13 protein-coding genes are annotated in these 16,276 nt (G+C 58.0%); 7 read left to right on the top strand and 6 right to left on the bottom strand.

Features of this window, described 5'->3' with window-relative positions; translation table 11 throughout:
• Positions 1-12 precede the first annotated feature (12 nt).
• Together PMI32_RS22170 and PMI32_RS22175 are read right to left on the bottom strand one after the other, a co-directional pair.
• On the bottom strand, positions 13-1,338 hold the full coding sequence (locus PMI32_RS22170; RefSeq protein WP_032828621.1) for a dicarboxylate/amino acid:cation symporter: 1,326 nt from the start codon (positions 1,336-1,338) through the stop codon (positions 13-15).
• 44 nt (positions 1,339-1,382) lie between these two features.
• Positions 1,383-2,465 carry a 4-oxalomesaconate tautomerase gene (locus tag PMI32_RS22175; RefSeq protein WP_008026398.1) on the bottom strand — a complete coding sequence of 361 codons (1,083 nt, stop codon included), beginning with the start codon at positions 2,463-2,465 and terminating at the stop codon, positions 1,383-1,385.
• Positions 2,466-2,632: 167 nt separating this feature from the next.
• Between PMI32_RS22175 and PMI32_RS22180 the strand changes: the two genes are divergently transcribed.
• The 5 genes from PMI32_RS22180 to PMI32_RS22200 all read left to right on the top strand — a co-directional run bounded on the left by PMI32_RS22180 (position 2,633) and on the right by PMI32_RS22200 (position 8,894).
• Positions 2,633-3,523 (top strand): LysR family transcriptional regulator, encoded by an 891-nt coding sequence (locus PMI32_RS22180; RefSeq protein ID WP_032828620.1) that lies wholly within the window; start codon positions 2,633-2,635, stop codon positions 3,521-3,523.
• 182 nt (positions 3,524-3,705) lie between these two features.
• Positions 3,706-4,608, top strand: a complete 903-nt coding sequence (locus PMI32_RS22185; RefSeq protein ID WP_008026392.1) for a universal stress protein — start codon at positions 3,706-3,708, stop codon at positions 4,606-4,608.
• Positions 4,609-4,915: 307 nt separating this feature from the next.
• On the top strand, positions 4,916-6,214 hold the full coding sequence (locus PMI32_RS22190; protein WP_008026390.1) for a sialidase family protein: 1,299 nt from the start codon (positions 4,916-4,918) through the stop codon (positions 6,212-6,214).
• Positions 6,211-6,825, top strand: a complete 615-nt coding sequence (locus PMI32_RS22195; protein ID WP_008026388.1) for a hypothetical protein — start codon at positions 6,211-6,213, stop codon at positions 6,823-6,825. The genes PMI32_RS22190 and PMI32_RS22195 overlap by 4 nt, the downstream gene beginning before the upstream one ends.
• Positions 6,826-6,857: 32 nt before the next feature.
• On the top strand, positions 6,858-8,894 hold the full coding sequence (locus PMI32_RS22200) for an LTA synthase family protein (protein WP_008026387.1): 2,037 nt from the start codon (positions 6,858-6,860) through the stop codon (positions 8,892-8,894).
• Between the two features lie 54 nt (positions 8,895-8,948).
• On the opposite strand, the gene PMI32_RS22205 is transcribed toward PMI32_RS22200, so the two are convergent.
• Entirely contained in the window at positions 8,949-10,736 is a 1,788-nt protein-coding gene (locus tag PMI32_RS22205; protein WP_008026385.1) for a SulP family inorganic anion transporter, read from the bottom strand.
• Positions 10,737-11,032: 296 nt separating this feature from the next.
• Between PMI32_RS22205 and PMI32_RS22210 the strand changes: the two genes are divergently transcribed.
• A complete protein-coding gene (locus PMI32_RS22210) occupies positions 11,033-12,655 on the top strand; it encodes a methyl-accepting chemotaxis protein (protein WP_008026383.1) in 1,623 nt (540 codons plus the stop codon).
• A gap of 140 nt (positions 12,656-12,795) precedes the next feature.
• Positions 12,796-13,374 carry an S-(hydroxymethyl)glutathione synthase gene (gene gfa / locus PMI32_RS22215; protein WP_008026381.1) on the top strand — a complete coding sequence of 193 codons (579 nt, stop codon included), beginning with the start codon at positions 12,796-12,798 and terminating at the stop codon, positions 13,372-13,374.
• Between the two features lie 51 nt (positions 13,375-13,425).
• Here the strand turns inward: gfa and PMI32_RS22220 are convergent, their stop codons facing one another.
• From PMI32_RS22220 to PMI32_RS22230, 3 genes are read right to left on the bottom strand one after another with little or no spacing between them, the layout of a single operon-like run.
• On the bottom strand, positions 13,426-14,514 hold the full coding sequence (locus PMI32_RS22220; RefSeq protein WP_008026379.1) for an ABC transporter ATP-binding protein: 1,089 nt from the start codon (positions 14,512-14,514) through the stop codon (positions 13,426-13,428).
• Between the two features lie 40 nt (positions 14,515-14,554).
• Positions 14,555-15,352, bottom strand: coding sequence for an ABC transporter permease (locus PMI32_RS22225; RefSeq protein WP_008026377.1), 798 nt, complete (start codon positions 15,350-15,352; stop codon positions 14,555-14,557).
• The gene (locus PMI32_RS22230) at positions 15,349-16,269 is read right to left on the bottom strand and encodes an ABC transporter permease (protein WP_008026376.1); all 921 of its coding nucleotides are present in this window, start codon (positions 16,267-16,269) and stop codon (positions 15,349-15,351) included. Before PMI32_RS22230 ends, PMI32_RS22225 begins: the two co-directional genes overlap by 4 nt.
• Between the last annotated feature and the right edge of the window lie 7 nt (positions 16,270-16,276).

Below are 16,276 nucleotides of genomic sequence, written 5' to 3'. Positions count from 1 at the left end.
AGCCGCGAACGGTCAAGCGTGTTCGGTGACCTTCAAGCCATCCCAGTCGGGGTTCTGGACTTGGGCTGCAGCTGGCGAAGGTTTGCCGTCCAGAGTCCGCATCAGTGTTTCGCGATCACAGGCGTTCTCCGAGATGGACATCACCACGGTAGCCACGGCGTTGCTTGCCAGACTGGTCAAAGCCCGGGCTTCCGACATGAAACGGTCGATACCGATCAGCAAGGCAAGGCCGGCCAAGGGAATGTCATGGATCACTGTCAGCGTAGAAGCCAGCGCGACAAAACCGGCACCGGTGACGCCCGCGGCACCCTTGGAGGACAACAGCATGATTGCCAGCATGGTCACGGTCTGTGTCAGGCTCAGTTCGATATTGCAGGCCTGAGCAATGAACACTGCTGCCAGCGAGAGGTAGATGGCCGTACCGTCGAGGTTGAACGAGTACCCCGTTGGCAACACCAATCCCACCACGCCTTTCTTGCAACCCAGGGCTTGCAGCTTTTCCAGCATCCGCGGCATCACCGGCTCGGTGGAGGAAGTCCCGAGCACCACCAGGAATTCTTCGCGGAAGTAGCGCAGCAACTTCCACAGACTGAAGCCATTCGCCCGGCAGATGCTCCCCAGCACCACAAAGACGAAGAAGGCGCAGGCGACGTACAGCGTCATGATCAGCTTGGCCAACGAGCCCAGCGATGTAATACCGTACTGGCCCACGGTGAACGCCAAAGCGCCAAAGGCACCGATCGGAGCGAAACGCATCAGGTAGGAGAAGATCTTGAACACCATGTGCGAGGCGGATTCCAGTACATCAAGTACCGGCTTGCCACGCTCGCCTATGGCCGACAGCGCGAAACCGCAAAGCACCGCGATGAACAACACCGGCAGTACTTCGCCTTTATTGAAGGCACCGATGAACGTGTCGGGGATGATGTGCATGAAAAACTCGACCACTCCCAGCTTCGCGGCCGAATCGGTGTACTGCGACAAGCCCTTGGTGCTCAACTGGGTGGGGTCGATGTTCATGCCCACACCGGGTTTGAACAGGTAGACCGACACCAGGCCAATAATCAGGCTGATCACGGTCAACGCCAGGAACAGCAGCATGGTCTTGCTCAACAGGCGTCCAAGGGAGCGTTTATCGCTCATACCGGCGATACCGGTGACGATGGTGCAGAACACCACCGGAGCGATCATCATCTTGATCAGTTTGATGAAGGCATCACCCAGCGGCTTCAAGGCGATGGCCTGTTGCGACCAAAAATGTCCGACCAGTACGCCCAACAGCACGGCGCAGAGAATCTGAAAGTAGAGCGATTTTACAACTTTCATGGCATCACCCATTTTTAGAATTGTGCTGATGCAAAAACGGCAATGACTAGGGGACGTTATCCGGCGAGTCGTTGGGAAGCCGCGGCGTAGACAAAACCGGAGAACAGCCTGCGCGATGTACGCACTACCGAAGCACGAATGGTCTCACCCTGAGCGCCGGTGTAGGACAATACGACATCTATTCCACCACTTGGGTGTTCAATGCGTACTTGCTGCAAGCGCGGCTCGCTAACCCCGCCGAGCAATTGCGCAACCACACTGCCTTCAGTGACACAAGCAGTGGCCAGGCCGATGGAGCCGGTGATCGCCAAGGCCCGGTGGCAATTGTGTGGCATGAAGTAGCGCACCTGGATTGTGCCGCCAGCCTTGGCCGGTGAAACCAGTACAGGCTTGGGGATCACTTTGTCGCTGACATCACCCAGGCCCATTGCCAGGCCAGCTTGCAGTCGCAAGGCCTCCAGGCGACGCAGAAATTCTTTGTCCGCATCCAGTTCGGCAGGACTTTCATCACCGCGCTTACCCAACTGGCCGGCTTCGACGATCATCATCGGCATCGCCATGTCGATGCAGGTCACTGCAATACCGTCGATCAGATCCTGCGTTTGCCCAGTCGGGAAAAGCTTGCCCGTCTTGCTGCCCGCCGCGTCCAGGAAGGTCAATTGCACAGGAGCGGCGGTACCCGGCACACCATCGATGGCGGTGTCGCCTTCATAGCTGACCTTGCCACCCGGGGTCTGTACCTCGGCGTTCACAAAAGTCCCCGTGTTGAGGTTGCGAATACGCACACGGGTCAGGTCTTTGGTGCCTTTTACCAACCCCTGCTCGATGGCGAACGGGCCAACGGCGCAAAGCATGTTGCCGCAATTGGGCGCCGTGTCGACTCGACGCTGGGAAACCATGACTTGAACGAACAGGTAGTCGACATCCGCGTCAGGATGCAGCGACGGGCTGACGATCGCCACCTTGCTGGTTTGTGGACTACCGCCACCGATGCCGTCAATTTCCAGCTCATGGCCAGACCCCATAAGGTTGAGCAGCAGCTCATCACGGTCTTCGATCGCAACAGGTAGATCCCAGGCGAGAAATACCGGGCCCTTGGAAGTACCACCGCGCATTAGCACACAGGGAATTCGTTGCATGAATACTGACTCTTGTTGATCAATGGGGGTTATTGATGTCTTGTGAGCAAGAGTCGCAGGCTTTAAAAATTGTTTCCAATGCAAATATCAGCCTGATTATTGCGTTTGACGCATGACGAATCTAGGATGACCGGGCTGAACAACGCACCTCTGCTGAGATAAAAAAAGTGAATTATGAGCTCAATGACATCCGATCTTTCGTGAAGATCGCAGAACTTGGAAGCTTCCACGAGGCTGCCGATGCATTGCATCTCTCTCAACCTGCGTTGAGTCGGAGAATGAAAAAGCTTGAAGAGGGATTGGGAACAGCGCTTCTTGATCGCACGACAAGAAGGGTAAGCCTCACCAGCGTTGGGCGAGACTTCCTGCCCAAGGCACGACGCTTACTGGATGACTTCGACGACTCGATACTAAACATCCGCGAGCTGGCGGAGCGGCAGAGCGGCCGTGTCACCCTCGCCTGCATCCCCACCGCAGCCTTCTACTTCCTCCCTTCGGTCATCCGCCTCTACAACGAACGCTATCCACAAATCCGCATTCGTTTGCTTGATCTCAGTGCGAACGAAGGACTGGAGGCTGTTCTGCGTGGCGAAGCCGACTTTGGCATCAACATGATGAGCGGCCAGCACCCGGACATTGAGTTTGTGCCGTTGGTCAACGAGCCTTTTGTTTTGGCGTGTCGACGCGATCATGAGCTGGCTGGACGCAGTTCGGTCACCTGGTCTGAACTGAGCAATTACCGCCTTATCGGGGTCGGTCGCCTGAGCGGCAACCGCATGTTGTTGGACCACGCCTTGTCGGGCTTGAGCTGGCGTCCACAGTGGTTCTATGAGGTGCAACACCTGTCTACGTCGCTGGGCCTGGTAGAAGCTGGATTAGGCGTTTCGGCAATGCCGAGCCTCGCAATGCCGGCGGTGGATCATCCAACCTTGGTGAGCGTCCCCTTGATAGAGCCTATCGTGAACCGATCGCTGGGACTGGTTTACCGAAGAGGCGCCTCACTCTCTCCGGCAGCGGAAAAATTCGTCTCGATACTGCTGGAACAGTGGGAACAATGACCCTCCCGTCCTGCCAGCTTTAATAAGTGCATAGGGCAACTCGTCCCGCGCGCGTTCACTGAATGCAGGCGTATATTGGTATTGGCGATCCAGGAAGTTGAGGCCGTAGAGGTCGCCAATGGTGTAGCGGACGAGAGTGCTGGCAAAAACCAACGGATAACCCGGAATGCTGGAGGTGCGACATGAGCCAATATCAACGCCTCTTTCTGATTGTCGGTCCAACCATGCGTCACACGCCGGCGATGGAGCGGGCAGTCGCACTTGCCAAAGCCACTGACGCAGTGCTGCATATCGCGGTGTTCATTGAAGACGTCGACATCTTGGGGTTGATGAGCGGGAATGAGCAATTTCGCGAGATCTGTCAGCAAGAGAACCAGAAGTGGCTGCAAGATGAAGCCCAACTGATACGTGGCAATGGCATTGCGGTGACCACCGAAGTTGTATTGGCTCGGGACGTACTTCAAGAAATCCTTCAGCATGTGAAAGACTTGCAACCGGACCTGGTTATCAAGGACGTACACCACGAATCAGCACTCAAACGCGTATTCGTCACGCCTCTGGATTGGCATCTGCTGCGCGATTGCCCGGTTGCTGTTCATCTGGTCAGCGAAGTCAGGTGCCCACTTCCGCGGGTGATTGTGGCGGCAGTGGATTTGTCGCATCCAGAGCACCAGATTAACGACCTCAATGACCGGATCATCGTGGCTGCGCAGCGGATGGCCATGCAGTGCGATGCAGAGCTGCACCTGCTGCACGCCTTCGATCCATCGCTGACACATATCTCTGACGCCGGTGCCGGCGCCGTGACGATGCCGGGCTTCAGCACCGATGTACGTCGGTCACTGAACAAGTCCTTCATTGCGTTGGCTGAAAACTACCGCGTGCCCTCTGAACGACAACACTTCATTGAAGGGCCGCCCACCAAAGTGATGTCCGACTTCGCGGCCCACACCCGGGCCGATGTGATCATCATGGGCGATACGCACCGTAAAGGGCTGCACAAGCTGATTGGCAGTACTACAGAGCACGTGTTGTATAAGGTGCCCTGCAATGTTTTGGCAATTAAGGCGCAAGTAGACCAATAACGGATCGGCTTTTAGAGCACGACGGCAGCGTTGGCGGCCGAACAGGCCGCGACGCTCGGCCCACTGAATGGGTTGTTGTGAATTTCAGTCTATTCTTCCGCCTTCGAGAGCAGTTTTTCGATTAACGGCCTGGTGTCTGTCAATATCTTTATGTTATTGATAAATAACGTATTTTTATAGTTTTCAGGTCCGAATATCGCGCTACAAACATTTGCTTACAAAGCAGCAGCTCGCTAAAGACCGAGTCTGCTACTACAAGTGATAGGTTGAGCTGCCTGAATCGGCCATGAGATGCACAGCCTCGATTATGCGCATCCACCTACCCTCCCTCCCTGCCTTCTTGGCTTATGTTGCTCTTTCCTGCCTGTTTGCGGCCGCATGGTTCACCCACCCTGCCCCTGTGCATTCTTCCTTTGCCCTGATGAACCCGGCGAGGGCTGTGGCTGAGCAAGTAGCCAAACCCATTTATACCAGTCGTTTTGCCTCGTCCGGGCTGGTGGACTTCGTGCATTCCTCGGCGGTAACCGCCTTGCCTGACGGCAGCCTGATGACCGTCTGGTTCGCCGGCACTCGCGAAGGCGCAGCCGATGTGCAGGTGCGCTCTGCCCGCTTCGACGCGCAAACCGGCGAATGGGGTGCGGAACAGGTATTGGCGACTCGGCAGTCGACCCAACTGGGCACTGGTAAATACATTCGAAAACTGGGTAACCCGGTCGTTGCGCTCGCACCGGACAACCGGCTCTGGTTGTTCTACGTGTCCGTGTCCATGGGGGGCTGGGCCGGTAGTGCGGTCAATGTAATGGTCTCTGAAGACTTTGGACGCCAATGGTCAGCGCCGCGCCAGTTGATCACCTCGCCCTTCTTGAATATCAGCACCCTGGTACGGTCGGCCCCGGTGTTTCACGCCGACGGCTCTATCGGTTTACCGGTCTACCACGAATTTCTGGGCAAGTTTTCCGAGTACCTGTACTTGAGCGCAGACGGTGAGGTGATCGATAAATTCCGCATCAGCCATGGCAATAACTCATTGCAACCCACAGTCGTTCCGCTGGATGGACAGCGCGGTATTGCCTTGCTGCGCTATGCCGGCAACACCCACCATCGAGTACTGGCGACCCGCACTGAAGACGCCGGGCAAACCTGGAGCGAGCCTTATCCGCTCGACCCCTCGAATCCCAATTCCTCGTTGGCGGCCATAGCGACGCCCGAGCATGGGTTGCTGGTGGCACTCAATGACTTGCAAGAGGGGCGCTTCAAACTGAGTCTTTATGGCACCGACGCAAAAATGGACGATTGGCGCTCACTGCGGGACCTCGACAAATCGCCTGATCCAGAGGGCGATACGTTTTCTCCCGAGGCCTACAAGGAAATCATCGGCAGAGAGTTTCGCGGATCCAGTGGCGCACTTCGCCAACCGCTGGAAGCGCAGTTCCTGGACAACCTGGACAGCCGGGTCTGCAAGGAACAAGCCTGCAGTTTCGAATATGAATACCCGTACTTCATCCGCAGTCCCGACGGGATGTATCACCTGGTTTATTCCTGGAACAACACCTTCATCAAGCACGTCACCTTCAACGATGCATGGCTGTCGGAGCGTGCCAAATGATCAACCTTTGGCAAGCGCATCTCAGTTTCACAATGATCATTTTTCTGTTGCTGCCTTCTTTCGGCTTAAAGAGGGCCGCGCAGATCGTGCTGCTGGTTGCATTGCTGGCCGCCAGCTTCATACCGCTGGACGGCTTGTCCTTGGCGGCTTACCTGCGCAGCCACATTGATGACCTTGCGATGACGACCTTGGTGTTCATGGCGTGGGGCTGTTTGCGTCGACTGGGTTTCCTGCCGGCTGCGCACCAGGATAAAACCCGCGTGTTGATTATCTTCGCTGTGATGGCGCTGGCGTTATATCCGGCAACGCTGGGGTTGAGTCATCTGGACCCTTACCGGTTTGGCTTCAGCCCGCGCCCGATGCTGATCGTCTTCGCTCTGCTCACGGCAGGTCTGTTTTACCTGCGCAGCTACCTGGCCGTCGTGATGCTGGCCAGCGCGACCCTGGCCTTCATCGCCGGGTTAAAACCTTCGCACAACTATTGGGATTACCTGGTTGATCCGCTGCTGGGGCTGTATTGCTGCGCGGCACTGCTGATGCTTGTGGTGCGCTGGACGTACGGTTGGCTGAACACGCGGCGTGGCTCAGTGAAAGACTCCGGATCCATTTGAGATTCAACGACATTTTTAACAGGGGTACAGGGATGGGTTGGCTGCAATCGAGACGTTTGCATTATTGGCTAGGCGCAACAGCGATTGTGTTTGTGCTGTTTGCATTGCTGCGGGTGGTGTTCTTTTTCGGCTTCTCCGGTTTCGACGCCCGAGCATTGAGCGACGACCCTGCCGTCCTGGAAACCCTGGGCATCGGCTTTCGTTTCGATCTGCGCCTGGCCATCCTGGTGATGTTGCCACTGGCGTTGCTGGCCTGGATTCCTCGTTGGAATCTTGTCAGCAGCCGCCTGCTTCGCCGATTGGCACGCGTGTATCTGTCAGTCGCCCTGGGCGCCCTGCTGCTGATCTATATCGTCGATTTTGGCCATTACGCCTATCTGGGCGTACGGATCAATGCCACCGTGCTGCGCTTCATCGAAGACGCGCAAATATCCCGTGACATGGTTTGGCAAACCTATCCGGTTATCTGGATTTCACTGGGGTGGCTGGCAACAGTCGCCCTGGTGACGTTGGCCCTGGTGCGCCTGGAGCGCGTGACGCTGGACCGCCCCCGTAAAGCCATTCACCCGCTCTCCGTTACATGGGGTAGCGCGTTGATGGTCGTGTTGGTGCTGTTGGGTATTTTGGGCCGTGTCGAGAACATGAACCTGGAAAACCCTGTCCCGTTGCGTTGGAGCGATGCGTTTTTCTCCGGCAATAACCAGGTCGCTGCGCTGGGCTTGAACCCGCTGATTTTCCTCTACGACACGGTCAAGGTCGGCCAGTCGCGCTACGACGAAGCGCAGGTGCGTGAACACTACGCCGTGATTGCCAAGTACCTGGGCGTGGATCAGCCCGATCCGCAAACCCTGAATTTCGTCCGTCACCAGGCGCCACAACCCTACAAGGTATCGAGCACTCGGACGCCGAACGTGATGTTTGTCATGCTCGAGTCGCTGGGTACCAGTGCCGTCGGCGCCTACGGCAACCCGATCAATCCGACACCCAATATCGATCGCCTGGCCACGCAGAGCTGGTTCTTCGAGCACTTCTATGTTCCGGTCACCGGGACCGCAAAAACCGTTTGGGCCAGCATTAGCGGGGTTCCAGACGTCACTCGACAGGAAACCGCGACGCGTAACCCACTGATCACCAAACAGCACACTTTGATCAATGCCTTCACCGGTTACGAGAAGATCTACACCATTGGCGGCAACTCCGGCTGGGCCAACATGAATGCCTTGATCCGGCAAAGTATCGACGGGGTTCGTCTGTTCGAAGAGCGGGACTGGAAATCCCCGGTCGTGGATGTCTGGGGGATTTCAGATCTGGATCTGTTCAAGGAAACCGACAAGATCCTGCAAGCGCTGCCCAAGGACAAACCGTTCTTTGCCTATGTGCAGACGGCCGGTAACCATCGTCCCTTCACGATTCCCAAGAGCAATGACGGATTCGAGGTCAAGCACCCTACCCTCGCTGAAGTTCAGGCTGCGGGATCGCGCAGTGTCGAGCAGTACAACGCCGTGCGCCTGCTGGACTTCAACATCGGACGCTTGATGGAAATTGCCAAAGCAGGCGGTTACTACGACAACACCATTTTCGTGCTGTTTGGCGACCACAACACCCGTATCGCCCAGATCCCTTTCCTGGCACCGGCTTATGAGCAACTGGGTCTGGAAAGTAACGCGGTGCCCATGATCATCCATGCACCGGGTCTGCTCGGCACGCGGACCGTCAAGGAAGCTGTCGGCCTGGTGGACTTGCTGCCAACCGTGGCGGGCATGGCCGGCCTTGAGTTTCGCAACAGCGGCCTGGGGCGTGACATCCAGCAGCCTGCGCCCGAGGGTGAACGCGTAGTGCCATTGGTGTTGCGTGAAGGTACGTTCCCGTTGATTGCGGGCGTCACTCAACACTACATGGTGCAGATGGAGCACGACGGCAGCTCGCCAACGCTGCACGACCTGGCCTCCGCGACGCCGCTGGACAACGTAGCCGGGCAAAACCCTGAAGAGTTCAAGCGCCTGGTGCAACTGACCCGCGGCATGCATGAAACGTCCAGGTTGATGTTGTACCAGAACGTGCGCAAGTAACCGGGATCGGGGTCGGCTACCGCGCCGACCCCGATAGCGAGCCCGCACTATTGTCTAATCGCGATCCTCATCCTGCCCTTCCCTCCATTCCTCGGGATGGACCTTGAGATAGCTGCTGACAGCGACGCCTAAAGTTGGAAAAAACGCAGCTTCGCCAAACCGCTCGAATAGTCCGAAGCGCTTCAACTTGTCTTTGACAGGGTCCTTCATCTCGGCCACGCACAACGTGATACCAGCCTCGTTCAAGGTTTCGTCCAGTTCGGCCAGCATGTCGGCGGAAGTCACGTCCACGCTGGTGACCGGTTCGGCTGCTACCACCAGCCAACGGACCGGTGTGGGTGATGTCGCCACGGCGTCCAGCACTCGGTCATGGAACAGTTCTGCGTTGGCAAAAAACAACGGCGCATCCCAGCGAAACAGCACCAGGCCGGGAATAAGGCGCGCATCCGGATACCGCGTGATGTCGTGATAGCCCTGGACGCCTTTGGCGCGACCCAAAACCGCAGAGTACGGCCGCCAGCCATCCCATAGAAACTCGATCACCGCGACAACGATGGCCAGGCCAATGCCCTCGATGGCGCCGAAGACGGCCACACCGAGCGTACAAACGATCGATAACCAGAATTCCCAGCGCTGAATACGATAAATCCGTCGCAGGTCGGCGACCTCGATCAGGCCGATAGCCGAAGCGATGACCACCGCCGCCAGTGCGCTGGTGGGCAGGTTTTTCAGCAAATCCGGGGCATACACCAGCAATAAGGCAACAGCCAGCGCTCCAACCACGCCGGCAAGTTGGGTTTGGGCCCCCGCCGCCTCGGCCACAGGCGTGCGTGACGAACTGCTGCTGATTGGAAACCCCTGGAACAAACCGCCGGCAAGGTTGGCGACGCCGAGCCCTACCATCTCCTGGTTTGGGTCGACATAGGTCTTGGTCCGCGCCGCATAAACGCGAGAGAGCACACTGGTGTCGGCGAACGAGACAAGCGCAACGGCGCAACCTCCGATCACTACAGGAACGATATCGGCCCGACTGATCCAAGGGATGGCAAACGCCGGCAAGCCTTGGGGCAGCAAACCGAGAACCGCGACATTGTGGGTTGTAAGGTCAAGCACGCCAACGGCGACGGTGGCGCCTGCCACGGCGATCAGAATCCCCGGCACGCGTTTTTTGTCCTTGAGCAACAAGATGACCGCCACGGTGGCTGCACCGATCATGAAGGTGGTCCAGTTGGTTTTTCCATCCATCACCGAGGTGGCAATGGCCCACAGGTTGCGCAGCGGTCCGTCGGATTCAATCGAAAAGCCGAAAAACTTGGGTAGCTGACTGATCAATACCGTCAGCGCGATGCCGTTCATGTAGCCATAGCGGATCGGTTTGGATAGCAGCTCGGTGACGAAACCCAGCCGCGCGACACCCGCCAGGATGCACACCACCCCCGAGACGATCGCCATCATGCCGGCAAGGGCAATCGCGCGATGCGGGTCACCGCCGGACAGCGGCAAGACTACGGCGAGAATGATGGCTGCCAATGAGGAATCCGGCCCCAGCACCAGGATTCGGCTGGGGCCGAACAACGCATAAGCGAGCAATGGAACGATGGTCGCGTAAAGGCCATAAATGCCGGGCACCCCCGACGCCACCGCGTAGGCGATGCCGACGGGCACCAGCATGGTGGTGAGCACGAGTCCGGCCACAATGTCGCGCCGCAACCATGCCATCTTGTAGCGGCTCAACGTCCGCAGCCCCGGCAGCCGACGGCTCAAGCCGGTTTGATCGCCAGTATGCCTGTGCGTAATCCGGCCCGGTTCGGGAACGGGTGGCGGAGCATCTGAATCGCTCATGGGACTTTAGCCCTCAAGGAAAACAAACGGCGTGCGGTAGATTCATTCTGGGTCAAGTCTGCGATCTTGCTCAGTACTGAGTGAAAAATTCAACGATGGACCAGGCAACCTGCACACTCATCGTCGACCGCACCGACGCCAATAGCGTGTCTCCCAGTGTCGCAAATTCATAAATTCTCGCCGATCACACGATGTTTTTTCTCCTGGGTCTCAGCCAATGATGCCAATGTGCCTTTATTGCACCTTACGCTGACCTCTTGATCGCCATCTATTAGCTGACTCAGGAATTACGGACTATGGGAAGCTGGAAAATCAGGACTCACCTGCTTGTGCTTACCAGCACTTTGCTCCTGGGTTTGTTGTGTGTCGGCGGGCTTGGACTCTTGGGAATGCAATCTGCGGTACGCAGTCTGGAGACCGTGTACCTCGATCGGGTCGTGCCGCTGCGGGACTTGAAAAAAATCGCCGACCTGTACGCCGTGGACATCGTCGATGCCACCCACAAGGCACGCAATGGCAACTTCACCAACGCTGAATCGTTGACCCGGATAGAGCAAGCGCAGAGGGAAATCGATCAGACGTGGCGCGCGTACAAATCAACAGAACTGATCCCTGCAGAAACCCGTTTGATCGCGCAAATCGACCCGCTGATGGAAGCGACCCACGGTCCATTGCAAAACTTGCAGGGCCTGCTGCGCCAGAACGACGCCGCCGGTCTCGCGCGTTTCGCGACAGATCAGCTGTATCCACTGATCGATCCCTTGTCAGCCAAGTTTTCCGAGTTGATCGAAGTTCAACTGGTGGAGGCCAAGAACCAGTTCGAGCAAAACCAGAGCGCCTATACCTCCAGTCTTCAGCTCAGCCTGTTGATTCTGGCATTGGCCCTGATCGCGGGCGTGGCCTACACGGTCTTGTTCTCCCGCCTGTTGAGCCGCCAGCTCGGTGCCGAACCGGCAGAACTGGCGGCCATCAGTTCGAACATCGCCCAGGGGAAACTCGCCGCTACACAGTTTGATCAGCAACAGTCGACGGGGGTGCTGCACTCCGTCCAGGCGATGCGCCACAGCCTGAGCGAGATGATCGGCAAGATCAGCCAGGCCTCCGGGCAGATCGAAGGTGCCACACTGCAATTGTCTGCGTCCTCCGAACAAGGATTGAGCAGCGCCGCACTGCAAAGCGAAACAGCCTCCTCCATGGCGGCCACGGTAGAAGAGCTTTCCGTCAGCATCACTCACATCGCCGACAATGCTCGACAGGCTCAGAGCACCGCACAGAAAGCAGGCGAAATCACCAGCGAAGGCATGGAGGTCATGCAGGCCTCCATCCAGGAAATGGGCCAGATTGCCGATCTGGTGACACAAAGCTCATCGGATATCGATCAACTGGCGATTCAGTCCAACGACATCAGCCTGATTGTCGGCGTGATTCGCGGCATCGCCGAACAGACCAATCTCCTGGCCCTCAATGCCGCCATTGAAGCGGCACGCGCGGGCGAACAAGGTCGCGGCTTCGCCGTGGTCGCCGATGAAGTGCGCAGCCTTGCCGCCCGCACGGCCCAATCCACCACGGAAATCGTTGCCTTGGTCAATGCCATACAAAGCGGAATGGTCAAAGCAAAAGACAGCATGGCCGCCGGCTGTGAGCGCGTGACTCATGGTCAGAAACTGGTCGAAAGCGCGGGCCTTTCCATGGGCAGGATCAAGGGTGTACTGGACGAATCCCTTGCGGCCGTCAGTTTCATTTCGGTGTCGCTCCAGGAACAACGCGCCGCCAGTGAACAGGTCGCCTGCAACGTCGAGAAAGTAGCGCAAAGTGTGGAAGAGAACGCCACCGCCCAAAGCGGGATCGTGCGCACGACCCAGGAACTCAAGGCAATGTCCGACGGACTGGGCGTCATGCTGCAGCGGTTCAGCTTCTAAAGGCCTGGCCCCCGTCACACCAGCCAACGGCAGACGGGGGCGCACCCGGTTACCGAAGATAGTCTAGGATTTAAATGGCGAGCTTTCGTCACTCACACCCTGCCGCTGTTTGTCTGGCCCACTCAAAGGGAGACGCCAACGTGAGTACCTTGAAACTTCATCCTGCCCTGGACAATGGTATCCAACCCGCCGACGCGAATTTCACCGGTGGCACCCTGCAATGCCTGTGTGCGACCGACAAAGTCGAGGTCCGGATCGACGCGCAAACCCTGCATAACCACGCGTGCGGCTGCAGCAAATGCTGGAAACCGCAAAACGCGATATTCGCCGTCATTGCCGTGGTCCCTCGGGACAAGGTCAGCGTCACTGCCCACGGCGAAAAACTGGCCATTGTCGACGAAAAAGCCACCATCCAGCGCCATGCCTGCAAGCAGTGCCACGCCCATCTCTTTGGGCGCATCGAGAACAAGGACCATCCGTTTTATGGCCTGGACTTCGTCCACACCGAGCTCTCTCCCCAACGAGGCTGGGCTGCACCAGGCTTCGCGGCGTTCGTGTCCTCCATCATCGAAACCGGCACACCGCCAGCGCAAATGAAAGCCATCCGTGAGCGCCTGCGCTCTATCGGCCTGGAGCCCTATGACTGCCTGTCACCGGATTTGATGGACGCAATGGCGACTCATGTCGCCAAACAGAAAGGCCTGCTGCCTGCCGCCTGATTGATCGGCCGCCGCGGTTTGTTTGCCGGACCGCGGCCCCGGTTGGCAATGTCAGTCCCCGCGCAGAATCAGCGCATGCGCACCGTCCCACTCGGCGAAGATTTTTTGCCCGCAGTGCCCCCCAAGCCGCTTGTACTCGGCATGCAGCTTCTGCACCTGCAACTCAAGCCCGCCGCTGGCTTCGAGGTAAATGTTGACCATCGAACCGATGAACTCTTCACCGACGACGGTGCAGTTCAACCGGTTGCGTCGCACAGGTTGCTCGGTCAGGTCGATATGCTCGGCGCTTATGCAGAACGTCACCCGTTCGGCAGGCGCAACCGTTTTGCCCTCCGGCAGCCGCGCCAGGAATCCGCCGTGCTCCGAATCGAGGCGAACCAGTCCGCCGTTTTCGACACCGACGACCGTGCCGCACAGGATGTTCTTGCCGCCCACGAACTCGGCGACAAAACGGTTGTGAGGCTCAAGGAAAACCTCTTGTGGCGAGCCGATCTGTTCGACCCGGCCCCGACTCATGATCACCACGCGGTCGGCCATGGCAAAGGCTTCGGATTGACTGTGGGTGACGTAGACAAAGGTGATCCCCAGGTCTTTTTGCAGCCCGGTCAGCACGCCTTGCATACGCACGCTCAGATGAGCATCGAGCGCGCTCAGTGGCTCGTCGAGCAGCAGGATCGGCGGTTCGGTGACCAACGAACGCGCCAGCGCCACCCGTTGCCGCTGGCCGCCGGAAAGCAGGCTGATATCGCGGGTGGCGAACTCCTCCAAACCAAGCCGCTCAAGCCACACCAACGCCTTTTTGCGTCGTTCGGCCTTGGCCATCCCTTTCATGCGCAGGCCGAACTCGACGTTCTCAAGCACGTTGAGAAACGGGAACAGAGCGAGGTTTTGCCAGACCAGCGGCGTTTCCCGCTCCCAGGAGTAGAGATCATTGATGCGCTCACCGTTAAGACGGATTTCACCTTCACTGGGTTTATCCAGTCCCGCGAGCATGCGCAGCGTGGTGGTCTTGCCGCAGCCGCTCGACCCCATGATCGCGACAAACTCGCCTTTGTAGATTTCGAGGTTCATACGCTCGACAGCCTGGTAGCTGCCGAAATGCTTGACCACGTTGTCGAATACCACCAGCGGTTGAGTCATGGCTGAATCCTTCGTGTCCGGATGATTGTCAGGGGTGGTATCAGGCATTCGCGGGTTTACGCCGCCGCATCAGCAGCAGTTGCGCGAGGATTACCAGGGTCATGGTCGTGATAAAGACGATCGTGCCGATTGCGTTGATGGTCGGGCTCACCTGGCCTTGCAAGGTGTTGAGGATGCGCACAGGGACGGTCTCGTTGAGCCCCGAGACGAACCAGGCGACCGCAAACTCATCGAAGGAAACGGCCATGGTCACGAACAGCGCGGCGACAATGCTCGGCGCCGTGAAGGGCAGGATCACGTAACGCATGGCTTTCCACTGATGGGCGCCCAGGTTCCAGGCCGCAGCCTCGATGTTGGGGTCCATCTGCGCCAGGCGCATCCGAATGACCGCCATGGCAAACGGTGCGCACATCACGATATGGCTGATCATCACCGCGTAAATCTCGCCGGAGAGCCCGACCCGCGACAGAAAAGCCAACATCGCCAGCCCGAGGATCACCACCGGGATGGTCGGCGGCAACAGCGCGAGCGCCATGTAGATCGACTTGCCGAAAAACTGGTAGCGAAAGTCGGTGTAAGCCGCGGTAAACCCGAGCAGGGTTGAGACCAGCGACACGACCACGCCTACCGTGAGGCTGTTGCGGAAGGCCTGCCAAACCGCCGGGTCGGCCGCAATCGTCTCGTACCAGTGCAGGCTGAAGCCGCCCAGTGGCAAGGAAGGAAAGCGGTCGATGTTGAACGAGAACACAAAGCTGCCGGCAATGGGCATGAAGATGAAGAGGAACACCAACACGACAAAGCTGCGCAGCAGGAAATTGATCAGCCGATGCTCGTTCATGGGCGTCTCCGGTAAGCAAAGCGAACCGCGCCAAACGCCGTGATCAGCAACGTGACAATCATCATCGTTGCAATCACCGCAGCGCGTGGCCATTGCTGGCCGGACTTGGTGGTGTCAGTGATGAGCGTGCTCAAGGTTGGCGGCTGGCCACCGCCCAGATACAGCGGGCTGACAAAGTCGCCGAACGTCAGGATGAAGCAGAACAGCGCGGCGACGATGATGCCGATCCGCGCCGACGGCACCACCACCAGAAGCATCGTGCGCCATCGTCCACAGCCAAGGTTGTGTGCGGCCTCGATCAACGAGCGATCGATGTACATCAGGCTGAACAGTTGCAGCAACACCACCAATGGCAGGCACAACGTGAAGTAGCCGACGTAGGTGCCGAACGTCGTGTTCAGCATCGCAAACGGTTCCATCCCGACCAGGCCCAGCGCGGCATTGAAGATGCCGTTATCGCTGAGGAACACTTGCCAGGAATAGGTGCGCACCAGGTAGCTGGTGAAAAACGGCGTCACCAGCAACAACACCAACAACTGCTTGGCCGACTCGCGGAACTTGAAGGCGATGGTGTAAGCACAGGGAAAGGCCACCAGACTGACCAGTACCGTGGCGCCAGCCGCCATTGCGAGGGTATGGACGTAGGCATCCCAGAAAAAGCCGCGGCTGAGCATGTAGCTCCAGTTTTGCCACTCGAACGTCGGCACCATCCGGAAGTTGCGTACCAGCCAAAAACTGATGGCCACCAGAAACGCCAGCGGCAATACGAAAAAAACCAATTGCCAGATCAGGATCGGCATCGAGAAACAGAGGCCGAACCAGGGCAGGCGCCCTCTCCTCCTGATGCCGCGCTGCGCTCCGGCCCTGGCGTTTTCAGCGAGCACCGACGGCGAAGTATTCAATTTGTCAGAAATCATAGCGACC

Origin of the sequence: Pseudomonas sp. GM60, from assembly GCF_000282415.1 — a bacterium.
GTDB classification, from domain to species: Bacteria; Pseudomonadota; Gammaproteobacteria; order Pseudomonadales; family Pseudomonadaceae; genus Aquipseudomonas; species Aquipseudomonas migulae.
This window is presented reverse-complemented; position numbering and strand designations above follow the sequence as displayed.

What these genes read in the sequence shown, in the direction of transcription:
- PMI32_RS22195 (WP_008026388.1), top strand. Translation starts at nt 6,211, where the DNA reads ATGATCAACCTTTGGCAAGCGCATCTCAGTTTCACAATGATCATTTTT.
- PMI32_RS22190 (WP_008026390.1), top strand. Translation starts at nt 4,916, where the DNA reads ATGCGCATCCACCTACCCTCCCTCCCTGCCTTCTTGGCTTATGTTGCT.
- PMI32_RS22230 (WP_008026376.1), bottom strand. Translation starts at nt 16,269, where the DNA reads ATGATTTCTGACAAATTGAATACTTCGCCGTCGGTGCTCGCTGAAAAC.
- PMI32_RS22210 (WP_008026383.1), top strand. Translation starts at nt 11,033, where the DNA reads ATGGGAAGCTGGAAAATCAGGACTCACCTGCTTGTGCTTACCAGCACT.
- PMI32_RS22185 (WP_008026392.1), top strand. Translation starts at nt 3,706, where the DNA reads ATGAGCCAATATCAACGCCTCTTTCTGATTGTCGGTCCAACCATGCGT.
- PMI32_RS22170 (WP_032828621.1), bottom strand. Translation starts at nt 1,338, where the DNA reads ATGGGTGATGCCATGAAAGTTGTAAAATCGCTCTACTTTCAGATTCTC.
- PMI32_RS22220 (WP_008026379.1), bottom strand. Translation starts at nt 14,514, where the DNA reads ATGACTCAACCGCTGGTGGTATTCGACAACGTGGTCAAGCATTTCGGC.
- PMI32_RS22200 (WP_008026387.1), top strand. Translation starts at nt 6,858, where the DNA reads ATGGGTTGGCTGCAATCGAGACGTTTGCATTATTGGCTAGGCGCAACA.
- PMI32_RS22205 (WP_008026385.1), bottom strand. Translation starts at nt 10,736, where the DNA reads ATGAGCGATTCAGATGCTCCGCCACCCGTTCCCGAACCGGGCCGGATT.
- PMI32_RS22175 (WP_008026398.1), bottom strand. Translation starts at nt 2,465, where the DNA reads ATGCAACGAATTCCCTGTGTGCTAATGCGCGGTGGTACTTCCAAGGGC.
- PMI32_RS22225 (WP_008026377.1), bottom strand. Translation starts at nt 15,352, where the DNA reads ATGAACGAGCATCGGCTGATCAATTTCCTGCTGCGCAGCTTTGTCGTG.